The 18,191-nt window shown below is 61.2% G+C and carries 21 protein-coding genes; 12 read left to right on the top strand and 9 right to left on the bottom strand.

The window, feature by feature from the left end; all coding sequences use genetic code 11:
* Positions 1 to 138 precede the first annotated feature (138 nt).
* Positions 139 to 924, top strand: coding sequence for a helix-turn-helix domain-containing protein (locus ABC336_RS09320; protein ID WP_413238401.1), 786 nt, complete (start codon positions 139 to 141; stop codon positions 922 to 924).
* A gap of 175 nt (positions 925 to 1,099) precedes the next feature.
* On the opposite strand, the gene ABC336_RS09315 is transcribed toward ABC336_RS09320, so the two are convergent.
* The 3 genes from ABC336_RS09315 to ABC336_RS09305 all read right to left on the bottom strand — a co-directional run bounded on the left by ABC336_RS09315 (position 1,100) and on the right by ABC336_RS09305 (position 4,121).
* Positions 1,100 to 2,131 carry a Cfr family 23S rRNA (adenine(2503)-C(8))-methyltransferase gene (locus tag ABC336_RS09315; protein ID WP_413238400.1) on the bottom strand — a complete coding sequence of 344 codons (1,032 nt, stop codon included), beginning with the start codon at positions 2,129 to 2,131 and terminating at the stop codon, positions 1,100 to 1,102.
* Between the two features lie 473 nt (positions 2,132 to 2,604).
* Positions 2,605 to 3,510 carry a 3'-5' exonuclease gene (locus ABC336_RS09310; RefSeq protein ID WP_413238399.1) on the bottom strand — a complete coding sequence of 302 codons (906 nt, stop codon included), beginning with the start codon at positions 3,508 to 3,510 and terminating at the stop codon, positions 2,605 to 2,607.
* Positions 3,511 to 3,785: 275 nt separating this feature from the next.
* A complete protein-coding gene (locus tag ABC336_RS09305) occupies positions 3,786 to 4,121 on the bottom strand; it encodes an S-Ena type endospore appendage (RefSeq protein ID WP_413238398.1) in 336 nt (111 codons plus the stop codon).
* A gap of 213 nt (positions 4,122 to 4,334) precedes the next feature.
* Between ABC336_RS09305 and ABC336_RS09300 the strand changes: the two genes are divergently transcribed.
* From ABC336_RS09300 to ABC336_RS09255, 10 genes are all read left to right on the top strand, one after another.
* Positions 4,335 to 4,778, top strand: a complete 444-nt coding sequence (locus ABC336_RS09300; RefSeq protein ID WP_413238397.1) for a hypothetical protein — start codon at positions 4,335 to 4,337, stop codon at positions 4,776 to 4,778.
* A 27-nt stretch (positions 4,779 to 4,805) separates the two neighbouring features.
* Entirely contained in the window at positions 4,806 to 5,078 is a 273-nt protein-coding gene (locus tag ABC336_RS09295; protein WP_413238396.1) for a hypothetical protein, read from the top strand.
* A complete protein-coding gene (locus tag ABC336_RS09290; protein WP_413238395.1) occupies positions 5,071 to 5,412 on the top strand; it encodes a hypothetical protein in 342 nt (113 codons plus the stop codon). Before ABC336_RS09295 ends, ABC336_RS09290 begins: the two co-directional genes overlap by 8 nt.
* Positions 5,409 to 7,310, top strand: coding sequence for a motility associated factor glycosyltransferase family protein (locus tag ABC336_RS09285; RefSeq protein ID WP_413238394.1), 1,902 nt, complete (start codon positions 5,409 to 5,411; stop codon positions 7,308 to 7,310). The genes ABC336_RS09290 and ABC336_RS09285 overlap by 4 nt, the downstream gene beginning before the upstream one ends.
* 160 nt (positions 7,311 to 7,470) lie before the next feature.
* The gene (locus tag ABC336_RS09280; RefSeq protein ID WP_413238393.1) at positions 7,471 to 7,815 is read left to right on the top strand and encodes an S-Ena type endospore appendage; all 345 of its coding nucleotides are present in this window, start codon (positions 7,471 to 7,473) and stop codon (positions 7,813 to 7,815) included.
* Between the two features lie 248 nt (positions 7,816 to 8,063).
* The gene (locus ABC336_RS09275; RefSeq protein WP_413238392.1) at positions 8,064 to 8,786 is read left to right on the top strand and encodes a nucleotidyltransferase family protein; all 723 of its coding nucleotides are present in this window, start codon (positions 8,064 to 8,066) and stop codon (positions 8,784 to 8,786) included.
* Complete coding sequence (locus ABC336_RS09270; RefSeq protein WP_413238391.1) at positions 8,783 to 9,742, top strand: Gfo/Idh/MocA family protein; 960 nt, start codon at positions 8,783 to 8,785, stop codon at positions 9,740 to 9,742. The genes ABC336_RS09275 and ABC336_RS09270 overlap by 4 nt, the downstream gene beginning before the upstream one ends.
* A complete protein-coding gene (locus ABC336_RS09265; protein WP_413238390.1) occupies positions 9,687 to 10,403 on the top strand; it encodes an acylneuraminate cytidylyltransferase family protein in 717 nt (238 codons plus the stop codon). Before ABC336_RS09270 ends, ABC336_RS09265 begins: the two co-directional genes overlap by 56 nt.
* 35 nt (positions 10,404 to 10,438) lie before the next feature.
* The gene (locus ABC336_RS09260; protein WP_413238389.1) at positions 10,439 to 11,251 is read left to right on the top strand and encodes an SDR family oxidoreductase; all 813 of its coding nucleotides are present in this window, start codon (positions 10,439 to 10,441) and stop codon (positions 11,249 to 11,251) included.
* Between the two features lie 47 nt (positions 11,252 to 11,298).
* Complete coding sequence (locus ABC336_RS09255) at positions 11,299 to 11,445, top strand: hypothetical protein (RefSeq protein WP_413238388.1); 147 nt, start codon at positions 11,299 to 11,301, stop codon at positions 11,443 to 11,445.
* Positions 11,446 to 11,653: 208 nt separating this feature from the next.
* On the opposite strand, the gene ABC336_RS09250 is transcribed toward ABC336_RS09255, so the two are convergent.
* From ABC336_RS09250 to ABC336_RS09225, 6 genes are read right to left on the bottom strand one after another with little or no spacing between them, the layout of a single operon-like run.
* The gene (locus ABC336_RS09250; protein WP_413238387.1) at positions 11,654 to 12,280 is read right to left on the bottom strand and encodes an LbetaH domain-containing protein; all 627 of its coding nucleotides are present in this window, start codon (positions 12,278 to 12,280) and stop codon (positions 11,654 to 11,656) included.
* Entirely contained in the window at positions 12,277 to 13,266 is a 990-nt protein-coding gene (locus tag ABC336_RS09245) for an N-acetylneuraminate synthase family protein (RefSeq protein ID WP_413238386.1), read from the bottom strand. Before ABC336_RS09245 ends, ABC336_RS09250 begins: the two co-directional genes overlap by 4 nt.
* Positions 13,263 to 13,418, bottom strand: a complete 156-nt coding sequence (locus tag ABC336_RS09240; protein ID WP_413238385.1) for a hypothetical protein — start codon at positions 13,416 to 13,418, stop codon at positions 13,263 to 13,265. Before ABC336_RS09240 ends, ABC336_RS09245 begins: the two co-directional genes overlap by 4 nt.
* 4 nt (positions 13,419 to 13,422) lie before the next feature.
* Positions 13,423 to 14,577: a UDP-N-acetylglucosamine 2-epimerase gene (gene neuC, locus ABC336_RS09235; protein ID WP_413238384.1), complete on the bottom strand. Its 1,155-nt coding sequence runs from the start codon at positions 14,575 to 14,577 to the stop codon at positions 13,423 to 13,425.
* Complete coding sequence (locus ABC336_RS09230; protein ID WP_413238383.1) at positions 14,567 to 15,757, bottom strand: LegC family aminotransferase; 1,191 nt, start codon at positions 15,755 to 15,757, stop codon at positions 14,567 to 14,569. Before ABC336_RS09230 ends, neuC begins: the two co-directional genes overlap by 11 nt.
* A complete protein-coding gene (locus ABC336_RS09225; RefSeq protein WP_413238382.1) occupies positions 15,754 to 16,764 on the bottom strand; it encodes an SDR family NAD(P)-dependent oxidoreductase in 1,011 nt (336 codons plus the stop codon). The genes ABC336_RS09230 and ABC336_RS09225 overlap by 4 nt, the downstream gene beginning before the upstream one ends.
* A gap of 198 nt (positions 16,765 to 16,962) precedes the next feature.
* Here ABC336_RS09225 and ABC336_RS09220 point away from each other — a divergent pair, with 198 nt between their 5' ends.
* Positions 16,963 to 17,817: a BclA C-terminal domain-containing protein gene (locus ABC336_RS09220; RefSeq protein WP_459564706.1), complete on the top strand. Its 855-nt coding sequence runs from the start codon at positions 16,963 to 16,965 to the stop codon at positions 17,815 to 17,817.
* The last annotated feature ends 374 nt before the right edge of the window (positions 17,818 to 18,191 follow it).

Below are 18,191 nucleotides of genomic sequence, written 5' to 3'. Positions count from 1 at the left end.
CGTTCATCTCACCTCATGTAAATAGTTATATCTTTGATTTCACTATACGACAGCTTATAATGAAATAAAATGCAGTTGATTTCAAAATAACATATACTTTATTTCATAAACAGCCTTCAGGCGGAAGGAGGATGACGCATGCGCTATCGATTTGTGAGCCATATGTACTGGTTCCGCAAGGAACGGTTCCTGCTGGAGCGGGACCGCTATGCGGTATGGACGGTGTTTGCCGTGGAGTCCGGCAGCTTCCGTTATGAGATCGACGGCGAGAAAGGTGCCGCTGGGGCGGGGGATCTGGTCATTTGTCCGCCGCAGCGCTCGTTTGCCCGGGAGGTGCTGGAGCCGCTGACGTTTCACTTTTTTCACTATCAGGTGCACAGGGATGAGGAGCGAACGGACGAGCCGCTGGAGTATCCGGTCCTCTGCAGGATTCAAGATAAGGGGCGGCTATTCTCCACTTACCGCTACATCCGCAGCGTCATGGACAGGGAGGAGCCGGAGCGTGCGCACAAGCTGGAGCATCTGCTATGCGATCTGATGCTGCTGGCGGAGGAAGGGGAGGAGCTTGGACGTGCGGAGCAGGAAGCGGGTGAGCATGGAGAGGATCAAACGATGCTGCACGCCAGACGGTGGCTGGATGCGCATGCTACGCAGGGCACTGGCATCCGGGAGCTCGCGGGGCAGCTGGGAGTTACGCCGGTACAGCTGACGAGGAGATTCCGGGCGGCACACGGTGTCAATCCTCAGGATTATGTAACGGAGCTGCGGATTCGCGAGGCGGGCCGGCTGCTGGCCGGGACCCGGCTCCCGCTTCATGAGATCGCCGGCCGCTGCGGCTATGAGAACGGCTATTATCTGAGCCGCGTCTTCCGCAACAAGACCGGACTGAATCCGTCCCAGTACCGCAAGCAATATCAGGTCTGAGCCCTGGGGAGAGAAGCAGCCTCGTAGAGGTTGTGTCAAGAACGAACTCGATTCGTTTGGCAGAACTGAACGACTGAAGTGTTGGTGTAACATGTGTTATACCTGGAAAAGGGGGGGGCTCCATCATCGACCGATGTTGGGGCCCCCCTTCTTTACTGCGCTATTAATTTGCGGTTTAGCTGCTGCCGTAGAGCTGACCGCATGCGGCATCGATGTCGCTCCCGAACTGGGTGCGCACCGTGACGTTTACACCTTGTGCCCGCAGCAGCCGTACGAAACCGTCTATCCTGGCCTGGTCCGATGACTGATAGCACCCTGGGGTCACGTCGGTTGAATTGTAGGGAATCAGATTGACGTGATACAGATATGTCTGAGGACCTCTCTCCTGCAGGAGGGCCGCTAGCGCTTCGGCGTGCTGCTGTGAATCGTTCTGCTCGCGAAGCAGGATATAGGCCAGGTATACCTTCCTGCCTGTTGCAATAATATGGCGGTCCAGCACCGCCAACACATCCTGGAGCGGAAACGTGCGATTGATCGGCATCAGCTCGCTCCGCTCGTCGTCGAAAGGCGAGTGCAGCGAGAAGGTCAGATTGATCTGCGGGAAAGCCTGCGACAGACGCTCGATACCGGGGATGAGACCGATCGTGGATACGGTGATCCTGCGGTGTCCCAGCCCGAAGCATCGGGAATCCGTCAGCATGGTCAGAGCTTCGAACAGATGGGGATTGGCCAGCGCTTCTCCCATGCCCATGAAAGAAACGCTGTCCAACCGGTGACCATCGAGGCGAAAATAGAGCAGCTGGTCCGTAATCTCATCGGCCGTCAGATTCCGCTTCAGCCCTATCGTGCCTGTCGCACAAAACCGGCAGCCGTACCCGCACCCGCACTGGCTGGATATGCAATACGACTTCCACCCTCGCTCGTATCGCAACTGGACGGCTTCCACACGCTCTCCTCCCGGAACGGCAAAAAGCAGCTTGCTCACTTGTCTGGAGGTCTTCTGCGCGACCGGCGTCAGGCTCAGCACCGTCTCGCCGAGATGGCGGATCAGTTCATTTCTCACGTGCTTGGGCAGCATGGTCATCCGGTCATATTCACCGATATGCTGCTTGAATATCGCATCCAGGATTTGCAGGTAACGGTACCGGGGTTGGTTCAGACTGGTCAGCAGCCGCTGGATGCGATCATATTTTGAAGTTGGTTTCATGAGACGTCTCCCTTTAAGCCGGAGAACATGCAGCGCATTTCATTAACCAACCAGGTCTAGAGGGAGCGACGTGGCGACAGCAGAGTGGCGCTACGTGCACCTATCCGCAGGTGGAAAATGCTCCGGCATCCGTTTGGTATTCTGGTGAACCGAGCCAACGGACAATGAACGATTCACCTGATCAACTACGGGTTCGAACATGGTTTTCAGCCTCCTTCAATTTGGTTGTGAACATAAAAAATGAGCTGCAAGAAAGTTACCTTTCTTACAGCTCAAATATGAAACGATCCTGCTCTTCGGTCAAAAGAGAAAGCGGAAACGACATGATCTGAGTGAAAGAAAACGTAACTTTCCTGCTTGAAAAGAATAAAACACCGAATGTTTTACCCTTTACCTAAGCAAGAAATATTACATCTTCTCTCATCTCCTGTCCTTAAAAGTTGAGACCATTGTAGCATAGCCTCCGGGCCGGATCAATCCGACTGCTCGGCTGCAGGAGAAGGGAAGGCGGGATTCGCCGCATCGTCCGCCCCGTTCCCGGCGGTGTTTCCTGCCTCATCGCCTGCCGTTTCAGCCGCGCCATCTGCGGCCTCCTGAGGCAGCGGACGCGGCTTGCGCGTGACCGGCTTCGGCGGCTTGGCGGCCTCCTCGGCAAAGTAAACCTGCAGCTCCGCCACCTTGCGGGGATCCGCGAGCATCGGCTTGTCCTTGCCATAGTGGGAGACGAACAGCTCCCATGTCGGCACGGTCTTCTGGGCGTGCATGGAACGGATCGCGTTTTTGACGATGCGCCGTTCCTTGGCATTGCTGAACACATCCTTGTACTGTTTGCGCTGCTCAAAGTCCAGCTGGCTGAAGACGCTGCGGAAGATCTCCGCCGTCATCCGGGCATCGTCCAGCGCCCGGTGCGCCGACCCGGAGGCCGGAATGCCCAGTTCCTGGATCGCGGCCTCGACGCTCACATCATTGGTAAGCTGCTTGCACTTGAGATAGCCTTTGAGCAGATCATAATAATAGACCGACAGCCAATAGGCGTCATCGAGCTTGTGCATACGGGTATCCAGGACGATCCGCTTCATGTCCTCGCCGCCCCAGGTGACGAGCAGCGGTTCGTCGCTTTCCTGAAGCCAGTCCATGAAGGCGCGGATGACCTTGGGGAAGCGGCTTGCCGTGTCGATATCGGCCTGGGGGATCCCCGTCTTCTTCTTGATAAAAGAGTTGAGCTTGGCAAAATAGACCGGCTTGATCAGCGCGGAAAACTCGCCGGTCTGTTCAAGCGAGCTGTTCAGCCGGACGGCGCCGATCTCGATGACCTCCATCGGCAATTCGCTGGCGAACTTGCGCCCGTTAAATTCAATATCCAGTATGATGTAATCCATCGTCTTCGTAATCCTCCAGTAAGATGCACGTCTCTTCCTTCCATTCTAGCAGAAAATACCCCCTAAAGGGAAAGGGAGTATCGTAGTCCGCTCTGATCCGTCACTCGGGCCGACCGCCCGGGGGCTGGCGACAGCCGCGGCACCAGGTCGCCGCATAGCGGCAATCAGCGTGAACAGGACGTAAAACGCGCAGTATGTCCCATCGATGGGCAGCGTGAAGGCACGCGCCGCAAGCAACAAGCCAGATCCAGCTGATATGTACTTAAAACTCATTTTTAAAGCGGGCTGTAGCGGGGATAGAACAAAAAACGCCCGCTAACTTCGGCCCGTCCCAATATTTGAACCTGATCGAAGCCGACGATGGTAAACATGGTGGATTGACCGTTGGATACCCGAAGTGTGCTGACCAGCGTTTCATTGCACAGAAACAACATCCGGATATCGCCCATCTCCCCGGGATTGCAGGTGATGACGCCGGAGCCGTAGACCAGTTCGTTGGAGGTGTAGACTGTGGTGGATTGCTCGCTGCCGATGCGCCACTCGCATTCCAGACAGTCTTGAGCCATCCCCTCTCTTTCGAGATTGCAGCGATTGCCGTTATCCGGTGCCATCGTCGATCTCCTTCCTCCCCTTGCAGGTATTCGCCTTATGGGAGCAGTCTATTACGGCGGGGCCGGGGCAGCGCGGGACAGATGACCATTTCATCGAAAAATAAGCGGATGTCTAGGGCTGATGCCATGCTATGCCCATAAGTTAAAACAAAGATTAGCTAATGGTAAATGCCGGCAGGTACAGAAGGCTTCTATGCCTGTAAGGGGGAGAGCATGAGCAGATGCAAGCGCAAGGCCAGAGCAGTGCAGGCTAACAAACAGGCCAGGGTAGTGCAGGCTAACAAACAGGTTAATATAGTTCAGGTTAACTGCCCGGGCAAAAAGAGCAGCCGGCGGAAAAAGCGGATCCGCTACCGTCCCCGCCCGGCGGGCTACTATCTTGCTGCCGGACGGATTTTCCAGCGCTGCGGCGAAGGGATACGCACGTATTATCATGCGCCTAACGGACCTTGCGACACTATCGTAAGAATTGATAACGATACGCGCTGTACCATGCACATCCGGCTTGAGCAGCAGAACGGCCGCTTCATTACCGGGGAGGCCGAGCAGGGGCAACAGGTTTCCTTTGCCGTGCCTGCCCTGCTGAAGCTCACTATCGAATGTCGCGGTGGGGGCGGCATCTGCAAAGGCTTTTACCGGATCCAGCTGCTGCAGTAGACCTGACTTGACCAACTACGAGAGGGAGTGACTGCGCTGAAGCAACAGGATGACGGAGGGAACCGCTCGGTACGTCTGCAGAATGTTCTGGAATTGTGGTATGTCTGGCTGTCGGCCGGACCGGCCGTACTGTGCGGGCAACGGGAGATGGAACGGATGGAGGCAGCAGTGAGATCACTGAGCGAGACGGGCGATTTCATGGAGAGCAGCGCGATCGTCAAGGCGGACTGGTTCTTGAATGAGGGCTCGCAGCAGATGCTCGAGCGGATCCGGGAGGATGCTTACGATAGTTATGAATAATCATGGACAGCACTATATCGACTGTATCGGGAGAGGCTGCGCTGCCTGGCGCCGCGGAGATGACGAGGAAGGCAGACAATGGTTCCAGCAGGCTTGTCTGCTCTGGCTGGCGGAGCTCCGTCAGCCGGATCGCGAGGCGTCTACAGACAGCGACGGCATGTCCGCGCCGCAGGCAGCGCTGCGGACGATGGAGCAGATCTTGCTGCTGCTGCAGCGGGAGGATGTGGCGGCGGCCACCGATCTGCTGGAGTATGAGCTGCTGCCGGAGCTCCGCAAGCAGTTCGGCAGCGACAGGGCAGAGACGGATGAAGAGCCCGGAGGACGCGACCGATGACATCGCTGCTGGAGTTGAATCGGGCTGCCATGCCGCAACATCTGCAGGAGCTGCTGCCGGGACGTCATCCGGAGATAGCCGTCGTCCGCGGCGAAGCGGGCTGGCCGACCGCGCAGCTGCCTTCGCCGGCTACCGGCGAGCGGGTACATCTGAACAGCATGATCGACCCGTGGCGAGAAGCGGAGGCCTGGGCGGACTCCCTCGCGCTCGGGCAGTCCAGGATCGGGTTCGTGTATGGCTGCGGATTTGGCTATCCGCTGCTGGCTTATATGAAGCGGATGCCGACGGAGCATCAGCTGTTTGTGTTCGAGCGGGACGCCGCCCTGTTCCTGGCGATGCTGTCTGCCATCGATGTGCGGGCACTATTTGGGGATCGCCGGGTCCATTGGCTGATCGGCGAGCCGGAGGCGCTCAAACGTCAGCTGGCTGCTTACATGGGGGGCGACTTCCTCGTCCGGTGCGCGATGATGAATACGGCCTTTACCCCGTGGGCCCACCGCAATGACCGGTCATTCTATCTGTCGCTGCATGAGTCGCTGCACGGACTGCTGGGTTTGATGCTGCGCAGCGGCGGCAATTCGGTGCACGACACGCTGGTCGGGCTGTACAACACGGTTGCCAATGCGCCGGCCATCGCTCAGGCCGCGTCGCTGACCTCGGTCAAGGATGCATATAAGGGCCGGCCGGCCTTTATCGTGGGCAATGGGCCGTCGCTGGACGGCAATGCTGAGCATCTCCTGCGGGCGCAGGGCAAGGCGCTGATCCTGACGGCAGAGTCGGCGCTCCAGCCCTGCTTGCGGCGGGGGATCATTCCCGATGCCGTATGTGTAACCGAGCGTACCCCGCAGGTGTATCACATTCATTTTCGGGACCGGGAGCTGCCGCAGGAGTTGGCCGTTGCAGGGCTGACGCTGGTCGATCCGCGGGTGCCGCCGCTGTTTGGCCGCCGCTGGCTGCCTATATTCCGCAGCGTCGAGACGTCAGGACGCTGGGTGCAGCGGGCCCTAGGCGAGCGCAGTGCGCTGAACGGCGGCAGCTCCTCGGCGCATCTCGCGTTTGAGCTGGCCTTGTGGGCAGGGGCGGATCCGATCGTATTCGTCGGCATGGATCTGGCTTTTGGCAAGGATAAGGCGACGCACAGCCGGTTGTCCGACTATGCAGACGGGCCGCTGACCGAGCAGGTGAAGCAGCTCCAGGCCGAAGAAACGCTGATGGTGCCCGGCGTACACGGCCAGCCCGTGGCGACGACGAGGCTGTGGCAGGAGTTCCGGCTGTGGCTGGAGCATCAGATCAGTCTGTACCCCGGGCGTCGCTTCATCGATGCGACGGAAGGCGGCGCCCGCATCGAGGGCACGAGCCTGGCCGGGCTGGAGGAGACGGTCGGGCGCTGGTGCAAGACTGCGGCCGGTCCGAGGCTGGCAGCGCGGCTGGCCGCAGCGGCACCGCCGGAAGGGGCACCGCCGGAAGGGGCACCGCCGGGAGCGGGTGCCACGCAGGAGGTGCTGCAGCAGGAGCTGGCAGCGATATGCCAGCAGCTGCAGACTTGGCACAGCCGGGCGGCGGACGACAAGCGCAGCTGCAGGGTCATCCGCGAGGCCTGCCGGCTCCACAGCTGTTACGAGGGGCTGGCACTGCCTGCTTTCGTTGGCGAGCTCGCAGCCCGGATGGACCGGGCCTATATCGGCTATACGACAGACGAACAGTTGTCGATCTATCTAAATCCCATCATCTATGCGTTCCAAAAACGGACTGTCGAGCTTGGCGCCATCGACACCCTCGCGCAGCTGGAGCGGCTGGCGGCCGTGCAGGAAGAGATGTTCTCCTATCTCCAGCGGCTGTGCGGCGCCCTGCACGAACAGTTTGACGCGCTCGCCGTCAAGGCCGTGACAGCCGGCTGACCGAGCGGAAGCTCAGCACCAGCGAATCACCCAAACGCACTGCAGGACAGCACACCAACTGAATAAACGCACATATTGTATATGACAGGCAGAATCCCCAGTTCGTTTGTCTCCTCCTGACATAGATTGGATTATCTACCCCCAAAGGAGGAGTTCAGCTATGAGTTGTTCCACTAATTCATCCTGCTGCCAAAAACCGATCGTCAGTGTGTGTCTGCCGGAGCAGACCTTTCCGGTCGCCGCGACGACCGGCAGTACGCTGTTTGGCCCAAACCCGGCTCCCATCGCGGCTTCCGGCGTCATCAGCAATGAGTCGACTAACGCGGCCGTCCTGGATGTGACCTTCTATCGCGGTACGGCTGTCATCGCGACATTGTCGGGCATCGCCTCGGGTCAGAGCCGCGCTTTTGCGGTGACAGGGTTTACGACGATCAGTGCCACACCTACCGTATCCGCTGCTGTAGCTAACCTGTGCATGACCGAGTTTTTCCGTCCTTCAGTTTAGCCATTCGGTAAGAAAGCAGTTCGGCCGTGGCCGAGATTCGCTTTACCTGGCGCAATTTTGGTCACGCCGGCGCTTCTCCGCCGCCGGAGGTCCGCGGCTGTCCTTGTCTGCGGGCAGGGAACAGTGTACTTACCTTTATAAATTGGCCAGCCGGACCAAGCGGTCCGCAGCCTGCTGGGAGGCCCTCGGCACGTGGTAGCGGCAGGAAAGGGTCGTTGCAGCTGGCCGCACGATCTGAAGGGAGGAGCATGATGCACCATAACCCTGCCGGGCAACACTTCCCAGTCGTCCTGATGGCGGGGGGACTCGGCACCCGGCTGTTGCCGTTGACCGAGGCATGCCCCAAGCCGTTGCTTACGATCGGCCGCAAGCCGATCCTTGAGATTCTGCTGGAGGCGTTGATCCGCCAGTCCTTCCGGGAGTTCTATATCGCAGTAAACTATAAGCGTGAAATGATCGAATCGTTCTGCGGCGACGGCAGCAGGTTCGGCATCCGCATCCGCTATCTGCGGGAGACGCGCCAGCTCGGGACGGCGGGTGCGCTGGGATTGCTGCCCAAGAAGCTTGAACGGCCGATCCTGGTCATCAATGCCGATCTGCTCACTGATCTGGACTGCCGGATGATGATCCGGCATCATCTGAACAGCGGCGGCGCGGCTACGATGGGGGTACGCGAGCATCTGCTGACCGTCCCTTACGGCGTCGTGGAGGCGAACGGCAGCCAGTTCGAAGGCCTGGTGGAGAAGCCGGTCCAACGGCTCCTCGTCAATGCGGGCATCTACGTGCTGGAGCCGTGGGCCGCCCAGCGGATACCACCCGATATCCCGCTCGGCATGCCGGCATTGTTCGAACTGTTGAAGCGGCAGGGAGAGCGGCTCACCGTGTTCCCGATTGCCGGGGAGTGGCTGGATATCGGAACGCCGGAGTCCTATGCCAGGGCCAACAGGGAGTACGGGGAGGTCTATACGTGAATGCACTGATCATCGGTTACGGGTCGATCGGTCAGCGGCACGCCCGTCTGCTTGCCGGACTGGGCTGCAGTGTCAGCGTCGTCAGCAGCCGACCGCTGCGGGGGATGTGCGCATATCCTACGATTGCGGAGGCGATGTACAGCGATTCATGGGATTATGTGGTCATTGCCAACCGGACGCATCAGCATCATACCGCGTTGAAGACGATCCGACAGCGGGGGTACAACGGGGATGTGCTGGTGGAGAAGCCGCTCTTCGACCGGCTGCGGGAACTGCCCGGGTGCTCCCTGGAGCGGGTCTATACCGCCTATAATCTGCGATTCCATCCGATTCTGCAGCGATTGCGCGAGCTGCTGCAGGGTCAGCGTGTGCTGTCCGCGCAGGTGTATACCGGTCAGTATCTTCCGGGCTGGCGGCAGCAGGATTACCGCGGTGTCTACTCTGCGAGACGGCATGAAGGCGGCGGCGTGCTGCTCGACCTCAGTCACGAGCTGGACTATCTGCTCTGGCTGTTCGGGCCCTGGCATCATCTGGTAGCGACCGGCGGGCAGTACAGCTCCCTTGCGATCGACAGTGACGACATCTATGTCTTGCTGGCCCGGATGGCGCATTGTCCAATCGTCAATCTGCAGCTTAACTACGTAGACCGCCAGCGGCAGCGCCAGATCATCGTCAATACAGACGAGCATACGTATACGGCAGACCTGATCGCGGATACGCTCAAGACCGACGGCGAGACGGAGCAATATTGCCTGGATCCGGACATTACCTATCTGGAACAGCATAAGGCGCTGCTAGGAGGCCAAAGGGAGCTGTTGTGTTCGGTGGGGGAGGCCAACGCAAGTCTGTATATGATCGAGCGTGCGCAGCATTCCGTAAGGATCGGGGGGTGGGTGAGCAATGAAAAGGTTATGCACGATCTGCGCGCGGGGCGGGTCGAAGGGCATTCTTCATAAAAATATCCGGCTGCTGAACGGGACCCCGCTGATCGCTTATACGATCAGGCAGGCGCTCGCATCGTCGCTGTTCGCTCTGGTGGCGGTCAGCAGCGACTCCGATGCGGTCCTGTCCGTCGCAGCCGCTTATGGCGCGCATGTGCTGGTCCGGCGTCCGGCTCACCTGGCAAGCGACGAAGCTCCCAAGCTGTCGGCGATCCGTCATGCGGTGGCGGCGGTTGAAAGACGGCGCGGCAGCCGTTATGAGACGATCGTCGATCTGGATGCGACGGCGCCGCTGCGACTGACGGGGGACATCCGGGAGGCTGTGCGGCTGCTGGAGGAATCCGGGGCGGGCAATGTCATTACGGGTACGCCGTCGCGCCGTTCGCCTTACTTCAACATGGTCGAGTACAAGCCGGAAGGCGGCGTGGGGCTGGTGAAGCAGCCGTCTCCATCCGTCCACCGAAGACAGGATGCGCCGCTCACCTATGACATGAACGCCTCGATCTATGGCTGGCGGCGGGACGCGCTGATGGCGGGAGACACGCTGTTCAGGGACGATACGCGGCTGTATGTCATGCCGCCAGAGCGTTCATGGGATATCGACAGCGAAGCGGACTGGGACTACGTGGCGTACCGGATGGCAAGAAGCGGTACGGGCGCGGATGCGCAGGGGTAAAGCGATGTTGCATCTTAAGGAAGGGGAGACAGCGTATGGCGGGTCGGTTTGACTTAAGCGGACGGACAGCGGTCGTCACGGGCGGGCTGGGAATACTGGGACGGCCCATCTGCGAGGCGCTGGTCCGGCATGGCGCCCGAGTCGCTGTCGTCGATCTGGACGGGCCGGGAGCGGCACGCCGCGCCGCCGAGCTGTCCGAGCTTGGCGGCACGGCCTGCTTCGGCTGCGGCTGCGACGTTGCCGATCCGGGAGCGGTATCGGCGATGGTGGAGGCGTGCGCAGACGCGCTCGGCGGTATCGATATCCTGCTTAACCATGCGGCGAGCAAGTCGCGGGATGCGGCAGCATTTTTTGCCCCGTTCGAGGAGTATACCCTGGCGCAGTGGCGGTCGATCATGGCCGTCAATCTGGACGGCATGTTCCTGACTGCCCAAGCGGTCGGCAAGCAGATGCTGCGTCAGGGCAGGGGCGGCTCGATGATCTTCACCTCGTCGATCTACAGCGTGCTGGCACCTGACGATCGCATCTACGAAGGGTCGCTGTATGAAGGCCGGCCGATTAACACCCCTGCGGTCTATGCCGCCTCTAAGGCCGGGGTCAATGGCTTGGCGACCTATCTCGCCGTCCGCTGGGCCAAGCAGGGAATCCGCGTCAATACGCTCATCCCGGGCGGCATGCAGAGCGGTCAGAACGAGACGTTCATGGCGCAGTACGGTGCCCGCGTGCCGATGGGCCGGATGGGACGGCCTGCCGAGCTGGAGGGCGCGGTGCTGTTCCTGGCTTCTGATGCTTCCAGTTATGTGACCGGTCATCAGCTCTTCGTCGACGGGGGACTGCAGGCCTGGTGAAGGTGCGGCATGGGTCAGTATGGGCAGTATCGGGGGCAGTAGTTTGTATGGCTGGGGGGGCAAGCTGGGCCGGCGTACAGGGAAGCAGCATGCTCCTGGTAGTGGGGAGCAAGCCTCCGTCAGCTGTGGTTTCCACGTCTGCGCTTGCCGCCGGTGCTCTGCCGCCGCTTGAGCTGCCGCCGTGGCGGACCTAATAGCGCCTATTCCAGACAAGTCCCCGGTTTTGGGATGACAAAAGGACAGAGGATCCTTTATTTGACTCGCGAGGGCCCATGCGATCCCTTTCCGAAGCAAATAGCGGATTGTCTGTCCGTTTGACGTGCTGTTATCCCTCTACTGTGCATATCAGCGACTCCTGTGTCCGGAACGAACCTATCGCAGAAATCATTCCCGTCCGGCCCTTCAGCGCGCCGGATTGCCCTTGACGGTACTGCGGGCCGGTACCGAACGGGTGACAACTGCACCGGCTCCGATTATTGCATTGTCGCCCAGCGTCAATTTGCCCAGGACGGGATGGCCGGGCAGGATGACCGCTCCGGCCCCTACATAGACGCCATCCCTCAGCCGGACATTGCCGCACAGATTGGCGCCGGGGCCGATCGTCGCGTAGTCGCCAATCTCGCAGTCGTGTGAGACAGTGCAGTTCGGATTGTAGATGCCGAAGCGGCCGTAAGAGATCGAGGAGGTAAACCGTACCCCGGCCATGATGATATTGCCCGGCTTGGCGGGCAGCAGCGCGCGCTGGGCGGCAGGGAGCGTAGCCGACGGATGGACGAGACTCGTATAGGGCAGGTCCGGATAGCAAGCGTGCAGGCGCTGACGGATCCGCGGATCGCCGATGGCGATGGCGAACCGGTAGCCTTCTGTTACCAGCCGTTCGATCTCATCCTCCGGTACGGTATGGAAGGCGCCGCCGCTCGGGCAGGGATCTGCGGGATGGATCAGGACCGCCTTGCTATAGCCTAGCTCCATCCCCAGATGCGCTGCCTCGTCGGCGAGTCCCGAGGTGCCGAACAGGGCAAGCTTCATCGGATCTGCTCATCCTTACGGTAATCGCGGTCGGCGCATGAGCCCAGCAGCTCCCAGTAGCGGGCAGGGGACATACCGGTGCCGGGGCGTTTGATCGCCAGATTGCGTTCGGTGAACGGCTCGCCGGCAGCGATCGGAGCGGCGGCGACGAGGCTGCGCCGGACAAGCGCTGCGGTCTGCAGCTCGGGCGTCGCCGGGAGTTTGGCCCCGGAGCCGAGCGCCTGCTCGACCTGGCGGATCCCCCGGACCATCTCCGCGAACGCTGCAGGCTCCAGCGAGGCCTGCTGATCCACCCCGGGGAGCATCCGATCCAGCGTCAGGTGCTTCTCGATGACACAGGCGCCGCGGGCTGCGGCAGCGATGGCGATAGCGCTGCCCTCGCTGTGGTCAGACAGCCCTGCAGCCAGTCCGAAGGCGCTGCTCAGCGTATCGATAGACCGCAGGTTGCAGCTGGCGGGCGGGGCGGGATATTCGCTGGTCGCATGGAGCAGGATGACATGGCGCTGCAACGCAGCTTGCCCCGCCGGGGAGACATACGCGTGGCGAAATGCGGCCGGGGAAGGGGGATCGGGCAGAGCGGCCTCATCTGTCTCGCCTGCGAGCAGCCCGTAGGCAAGGACAGCCAGCGCCTGCTCGACTTCGGCCAGCGTACTCATGCCGGTCGACAGCAGGAGGCACCGTCGGTAGCGGGCCGCTTCAAGCAGGAGCGGCAGATGGGTAAGGTCCCCCGAGCCGATCTTGATCGCAGGCGCGGCGAGCTGTCGTGCCAGGAAATGGAGCGATGGGCTGTCGAACGGCGTGGCGAGCAAGTCGATCCCCCGTGCGACGCAATCGTCACGCAGCTCCAGGATCGTCTCCTCCGGCAGCTCCAGCGCCTGCAGCAGCTCCCGCTGCGTGTGGCCGGCGTCTGCGGTGCGGCGCTGGTACTCAGCCAGCGGGGCGTCGTCGCAGACGAGCAGAGAGGTGTGGAACAGCTGCAGCTTCACGGCATCGGCGCCTGTGCTGGCAGCCGCTTCGACCAGGCTCGGTCTAACCGTGGCGAACCGTTATGATTGACGCCGATCTCGGCAATGATGTAGACCGGCCTGCTCTGCGCCGGATCAGTAGGGACAGGAGGTACTGGCATTTGGTTGCTCATGGGGTTACACCTCGTGAAAAAGTTTGGGGCCCGCCGCTTCAAGGGACAAGCGCGCGAGCAAGGCTGCGGCGATCCGCTCGCTGCTGTTGCCGTCGCCGTACGGATTGACGATGCTGCTGCGGTCCATGCGCAGCGCCTGATGGATCGCCGCTGCGATCATGCCGGCACGGGCCTCGCAGTGAAGGACGGAGTCTCCCCTGTAACGGCCCTGCTGTCTGCAGCCGATGTCGACGGTGGGCCTGCGCAGCGAGGGAACCTCCAGCAGGCCGCTGGAGGAGTTGCCGACGACGGCATCGACGGCCTGCACCAGACTGAGATACATTCGCGTTCCGAGCGAGACGTAGCTCCAGCTGCGGGGTCTGCTGCGGACGAACGCATCGATCATCGCTGCCATCCGTCGGCCCTGGGCATCCGCATTGGCGCCCGTAAACAGCAGGCCGATCCCCTCGTCAAGCCGCTGCAGCGCTTCAAGCAGCTCCTGCAGCTCGCGTTCGGCTCCTTCCTCCGACAAAGTAGCCGGGTGGTAGGTGACAAGCAGATTGACAGGCTGCAGCGCACAGCCGAGCGATTCCTCGATCTCCTGCCGGCTCAGCAGCCGGCAGCTGCGGACGGCATCGATGCCGGGATGGCCGACCGTCAGGACGGCGGCAGGACTCTCACCTAGCTGGATGACCCTCCGGCGGGCGGCTTCATGAGAGACCAGATGCAGCTGGGCCAGCTTGGTGATGCTGTGGCGGTAGCCGTCGTCGAGCGCGCCGCCCGTCACATCTCCGCCTGCGATGTGAGCGAGCCGGATGCGGGCATTGTAGGCGGCGAGGGCGGCTGCCAGGATCTCGAATCTGTCGCCGAGGACAACGACCCAGTCCGGCCGCAGGCGGGCGAGGGCGTCGGCGAATCCAGCAAGCCCGAGCGCCATCGCCTTGCTGGTCCCTGCCGCCGTATCGCTGGCGAGCAGGGTCTCGATGCGGGCTGCAATCGGGAAGCCATCGGCTTCGATCTGCCGCCAGCTATTGCCGAACTCAGGCGCCAGATGCATGCCGGTGACCGCCACTTGCAGCTCCACCGCCTCCTCGCGCTGCAGGATATGGAGCAAGCCATACAGCAGACCATAGTCGGCGCGGCTGCCGGTAACGACGCAGATGGCCGGTTTAGCCACCATCTCTCCTCCCTTCCAGATGTGGACTGCTGGGCAGGCACACGGTTCTTGCGCATAGCGATTCCGTACCGGAGAGATCCATACGCGGACATTTCCGGTACATGGTCAGCTGATGCAAGGGGGTCCACAGCGGCCTGGCAAGGATGCCCTCGCCATGCAGCCGCTCCAGCAGCGGCTGCAGCAGCGACTCCCGGCCGGGCTCAAGCAGCAGCGCATTCAACCAGTAGTTGCTGCGGGCGCGGCGGGGCTCCACCAGCATCTTCGCGCCGGTAACGCCCCGCATAGCTTCCCGGTAGCTGCGTGCCAGCCGGCGCTTGCGGACGAGGCTGTCCTCCAGCCGCTCAAGCTGTGCAAGTCCGAGGGCGGCGTTGAGCCCGGGCATCCGGTAGTTGAAGGCAACGGCGGTATGTTCGTAGCGCCACGGATGGGCTTGTTTGGCCGCAGCCGCCAGATGCCGCGCCGCTGCGGCGAGCTCATCGTCATCGGTCAGCATCGCCCCGCCGCCACCGGTCGTGATGATCTTGTTGCCATTGAAGCTTATGGCCGCTGTCCTTCCCCAGGAGCCGCACGGTATGCCGTCCCTGTGACTGCCGAGCGCGGCTGCCGCATCCTCGACGAGCGCCAGCCGGTGCTTGCGGCAGATCGCGGACAGGGCGGGCAGATCAGCGGGATGGCCTAGCACATGGACTGCAACGAGCGCGCGGATCGTCCGGCCGGTGCGGCGATTGCGGCAGCGGCCGCGGGCCATCTCTGTCTCATCCGCCAGATGACGCTCCAGCTTCTCTGGAGAGAGGCCGAGATCCGGCAGACTGCTGTCGGCAAAGTGCGGGATGGCGCCGCAATAGGCCACCGCATTGGCCGTGGCTACGAAGGTGAGTGCAGGCAGGATCACTTCATCCCCGGCCGTCACGCCTGCTGCGAGCAGCGCGAGATGAAGGGCGGCGGTGCCGCTAATAACAGCAACGGCATGCCGGACGCTGGCCGTTCGGGCCAGTTCGGTCTCGAGGAGGGATACCTGCTCGCTAACCGCCGATACGTAGCCGGTTGCCAGGCAACGCAGAAGCTGCTCCTGTTCGCGCTGTCCCAGCTCCGGCTCGTGCAGCGCGACGGGGCGGCGCTGCTCCTGCAGGACAAGCGAGATGCGCGAGGAGAGCTCCGCCAGCAGCGCTTCGCCTCTGGTCATAGATGGTAGCCCCGGCTGGCGTAGCGCTCCAGATGGCCGCTGCTGCCGAGCCATTCGGCTGTCTCGAGCATGCCCCTGAGCAAGCCCTCCCGCCCGTCGTAGTCCGGTGTCCAGTGCAGCAGACGGCGGGCTTTGGTATTGTCTGCGCATAGCCTGGTGACTTCGCTGTCCTCGGGCCGCAGGCGAAGCTGCTCCGTCTCGATGACCGCTTCGACGCCGAGTGCATCCGCGGCCAGCTTGGCGAGTTCGCCGATCGAGATCTCGAAGCCGCTGCCGAGATTAATCGACTCGCCTACGGCGCCGGGAGCGTCGGCTGCCGCCAGAAAGCCGCTGACCGTATCCTGGACGAAGGTGAAGTCCCGGGTCGGATGGAGCGCGCCGAGTCGCAGCACGGGGAGGCCGCTGCTCAGCTGGGCGAGGATGGTCGGCAGCACCGCCCGCAGCGATTGTCGGGGGCCGTATGTATTGAAAGGCCGGATGGTGACGACGGGCGTATGAAAAGCATAGTGAAACGAGGCCGCCAGCTGATCGGCGCCGATCTTGGTGGCCGCGTAGGGAGACTGCCCCTGCAGCGGATGCGTTTCCGACATAGGTACATAGCAGGCGCTGCCGTAAACCTCGCTGGTGGAAGTGTGGATCAACCGCTCCAGCTCCAGCTCTCGGACGGCCTGGAGCACATGAAGCGTGCCTTTGATATTGGTATCCACATACGACTCTGGAGCGTGATAGGAATAGGGAATCCCGATCAGAGCCGCCAGATGGAAGACGATCTGCTGGCCGGTCAGCGCTTTGCGTACGGCATAGGAATCCCGGATATCTCCGGCTACGATACGCAGCTGGGAGCGGACATCCTGGGGGATGGCGTCGAGCCAGCCCGTTGAGCCGTCTGGCTGATACATGACAAATGCCGTGACCTCGGCCCCCGCCCGCACGAGCCGCTCGGTCAGGTGGGAGCCGATAAAGCCGCATGCTCCCGTGACGACTGTTTTTTTGCCTGCAAGCCTCATCCTGTCACCACCTTCAACTGTTTATACACTTTATTGCGGGAGCGGCCCGAATATGCAGCCTGTCGATTGATGTCGCGTACCTGCGGCAGCAGAGCGGAGAGCTGGTGCTGGACAGGACATGCGCAGTGACCATCTCGGGGATGTCCACATGTAATAGAGAGAGAAGCTAGATTAGCTCAAAAGAGAGGAGGACTGTCGATGGCTCCGATATGCGGGAATCATCATTGTGTGATCAAAGGCGCGTGCTGCTGTGGCGGTCAACAGGTGTACTATGAACCCCGGCGGGGTCCGGCCGGTCCTCCAGGTCCACCAGGCCCGCCCGGTCCGGAAGGGCCAGAAGGTCCACGGGGGCCCCGGGGAGTGACGGGAGCGACAGGAGCGACAGGAGCGACGGGTGCGACGGGTGCGGCGGGAGCGACGGGAGAGGCGGGAGAGGCGGGAACGACGGGTGCGACAGGGGCCACGGGAGCGACGGGAGCGACAGGAGCCACGGGAGCGACAGGAGCCACGGGAACGACGGGAACGACGGGTGCGACGGGAACGACGGGTGCGACAGGGGCCACGGGATCGACGGGAGCGACGGGAGCGACGGGTGCGACAGGGGCCACGGGAGCGACGGGAGCGACAGGGGCAACATTCAACACATCGGGCTCTGCCGCAAACAATGTCGGAGCGACCATCGTCCTTACTGTATTAAATCCGACGGCTAACATCCCTTTTCCCAACGCCCAAAACTTTTCGTCCGATATTACCGTCAACAACCCGACAGCAACGATCTTTACCGTGAATACGGCCGGACGTTATCTGATCACTTATGTGATCTATTCCGGGATCAGCATTGTAGCAACTTATCAGTTATTTCGTAACAACGTCGGAGTCAATGGCACCCAACTCACAATTGCGGGAAATGTACCGATTGCGCACAACCAGATTGTGTTGACCCTGGCTGCGGGGGATACGCTCAGAGTTACTGTCACCACTACCGTAGCCGGTACATTAACGCTTGCTGCAGGCTCTACGAATGCAACCTTCTCAATCGTACGAGTAGGATGATAGATTATAGACAGGGGGTGCCATCCCAACAATCTTCTGGAACCAAAACGAGCTCCGGGTCACCTGCCGTTGCCAGACATAGCACCGCTCAACTTTTGGCCGTTCTAAGCATGATTCAGTGTTACTTTGAACTGTCGGACAGGACAATTAGGACTAGCTCCTAAAAATAATTGCAACCTAAATCTTCCTCGTTACGTCTAATATAACAAGTCACCAAGCAGCACATGATCTGTAGGGCTTATCGCTGAACTGTTCCGAGGCACAGGGGAAAAAGCAAGATTGCCCAGGACAGAAGCGACTGCTCCCATCCAGCTCATGGCAAGTTTTTTTACAGACATTACCGATTCAAGAACCACATATTGGAGTAATAGAAG

This window comes from Paenibacillus jepli (assembly GCF_047238105.1).
Lineage (GTDB): Bacteria > Bacillota > Bacilli > Paenibacillales > Paenibacillaceae > Paenibacillus_D.
Note: the sequence above shows the minus strand (reverse complement) of the source record. Positions and strands in the feature narration are given on the sequence as shown.

Bases quoted from the DNA above. Each gene is read 5' to 3' on its own strand.
- ABC336_RS09320 (WP_413238401.1), top strand. From the start codon at position 139: ATGCGCTATCGATTTGTGAGCCATATGTACTGGTTCCGCAAGGAACGG.
- ABC336_RS09315 (WP_413238400.1), bottom strand. From the start codon at position 2,131: ATGAAACCAACTTCAAAATATGATCGCATCCAGCGGCTGCTGACCAGT.
- ABC336_RS09310 (WP_413238399.1), bottom strand. From the start codon at position 3,510: ATGGATTACATCATACTGGATATTGAATTTAACGGGCGCAAGTTCGCC.
- ABC336_RS09305 (WP_413238398.1), bottom strand. From the start codon at position 4,121: ATGGCACCGGATAACGGCAATCGCTGCAATCTCGAAAGAGAGGGGATG.
- ABC336_RS09300 (WP_413238397.1), top strand. From the start codon at position 4,335: ATGAGCAGATGCAAGCGCAAGGCCAGAGCAGTGCAGGCTAACAAACAG.
- ABC336_RS09290 (WP_413238395.1), top strand. From the start codon at position 5,071: ATGAATAATCATGGACAGCACTATATCGACTGTATCGGGAGAGGCTGC.
- ABC336_RS09285 (WP_413238394.1), top strand. From the start codon at position 5,409: ATGACATCGCTGCTGGAGTTGAATCGGGCTGCCATGCCGCAACATCTG.
- ABC336_RS09280 (WP_413238393.1), top strand. From the start codon at position 7,471: ATGAGTTGTTCCACTAATTCATCCTGCTGCCAAAAACCGATCGTCAGT.
- ABC336_RS09275 (WP_413238392.1), top strand. From the start codon at position 8,064: ATGATGCACCATAACCCTGCCGGGCAACACTTCCCAGTCGTCCTGATG.
- ABC336_RS09265 (WP_413238390.1), top strand. From the start codon at position 9,687: ATGAAAAGGTTATGCACGATCTGCGCGCGGGGCGGGTCGAAGGGCATT.
- ABC336_RS09260 (WP_413238389.1), top strand. From the start codon at position 10,439: ATGGCGGGTCGGTTTGACTTAAGCGGACGGACAGCGGTCGTCACGGGC.
- ABC336_RS09255 (WP_413238388.1), top strand. From the start codon at position 11,299: ATGGCTGGGGGGGCAAGCTGGGCCGGCGTACAGGGAAGCAGCATGCTC.
- ABC336_RS09250 (WP_413238387.1), bottom strand. From the start codon at position 12,280: ATGAAGCTTGCCCTGTTCGGCACCTCGGGACTCGCCGACGAGGCAGCG.
- ABC336_RS09240 (WP_413238385.1), bottom strand. From the start codon at position 13,418: ATGAGCAACCAAATGCCAGTACCTCCTGTCCCTACTGATCCGGCGCAG.
- neuC (WP_413238384.1), bottom strand. From the start codon at position 14,577: ATGGTGGCTAAACCGGCCATCTGCGTCGTTACCGGCAGCCGCGCCGAC.
- ABC336_RS09230 (WP_413238383.1), bottom strand. From the start codon at position 15,757: ATGACCAGAGGCGAAGCGCTGCTGGCGGAGCTCTCCTCGCGCATCTCG.
- ABC336_RS09225 (WP_413238382.1), bottom strand. From the start codon at position 16,764: ATGAGGCTTGCAGGCAAAAAAACAGTCGTCACGGGAGCATGCGGCTTT.
- ABC336_RS09220 (WP_459564706.1), top strand. From the start codon at position 16,963: ATGGCTCCGATATGCGGGAATCATCATTGTGTGATCAAAGGCGCGTGC.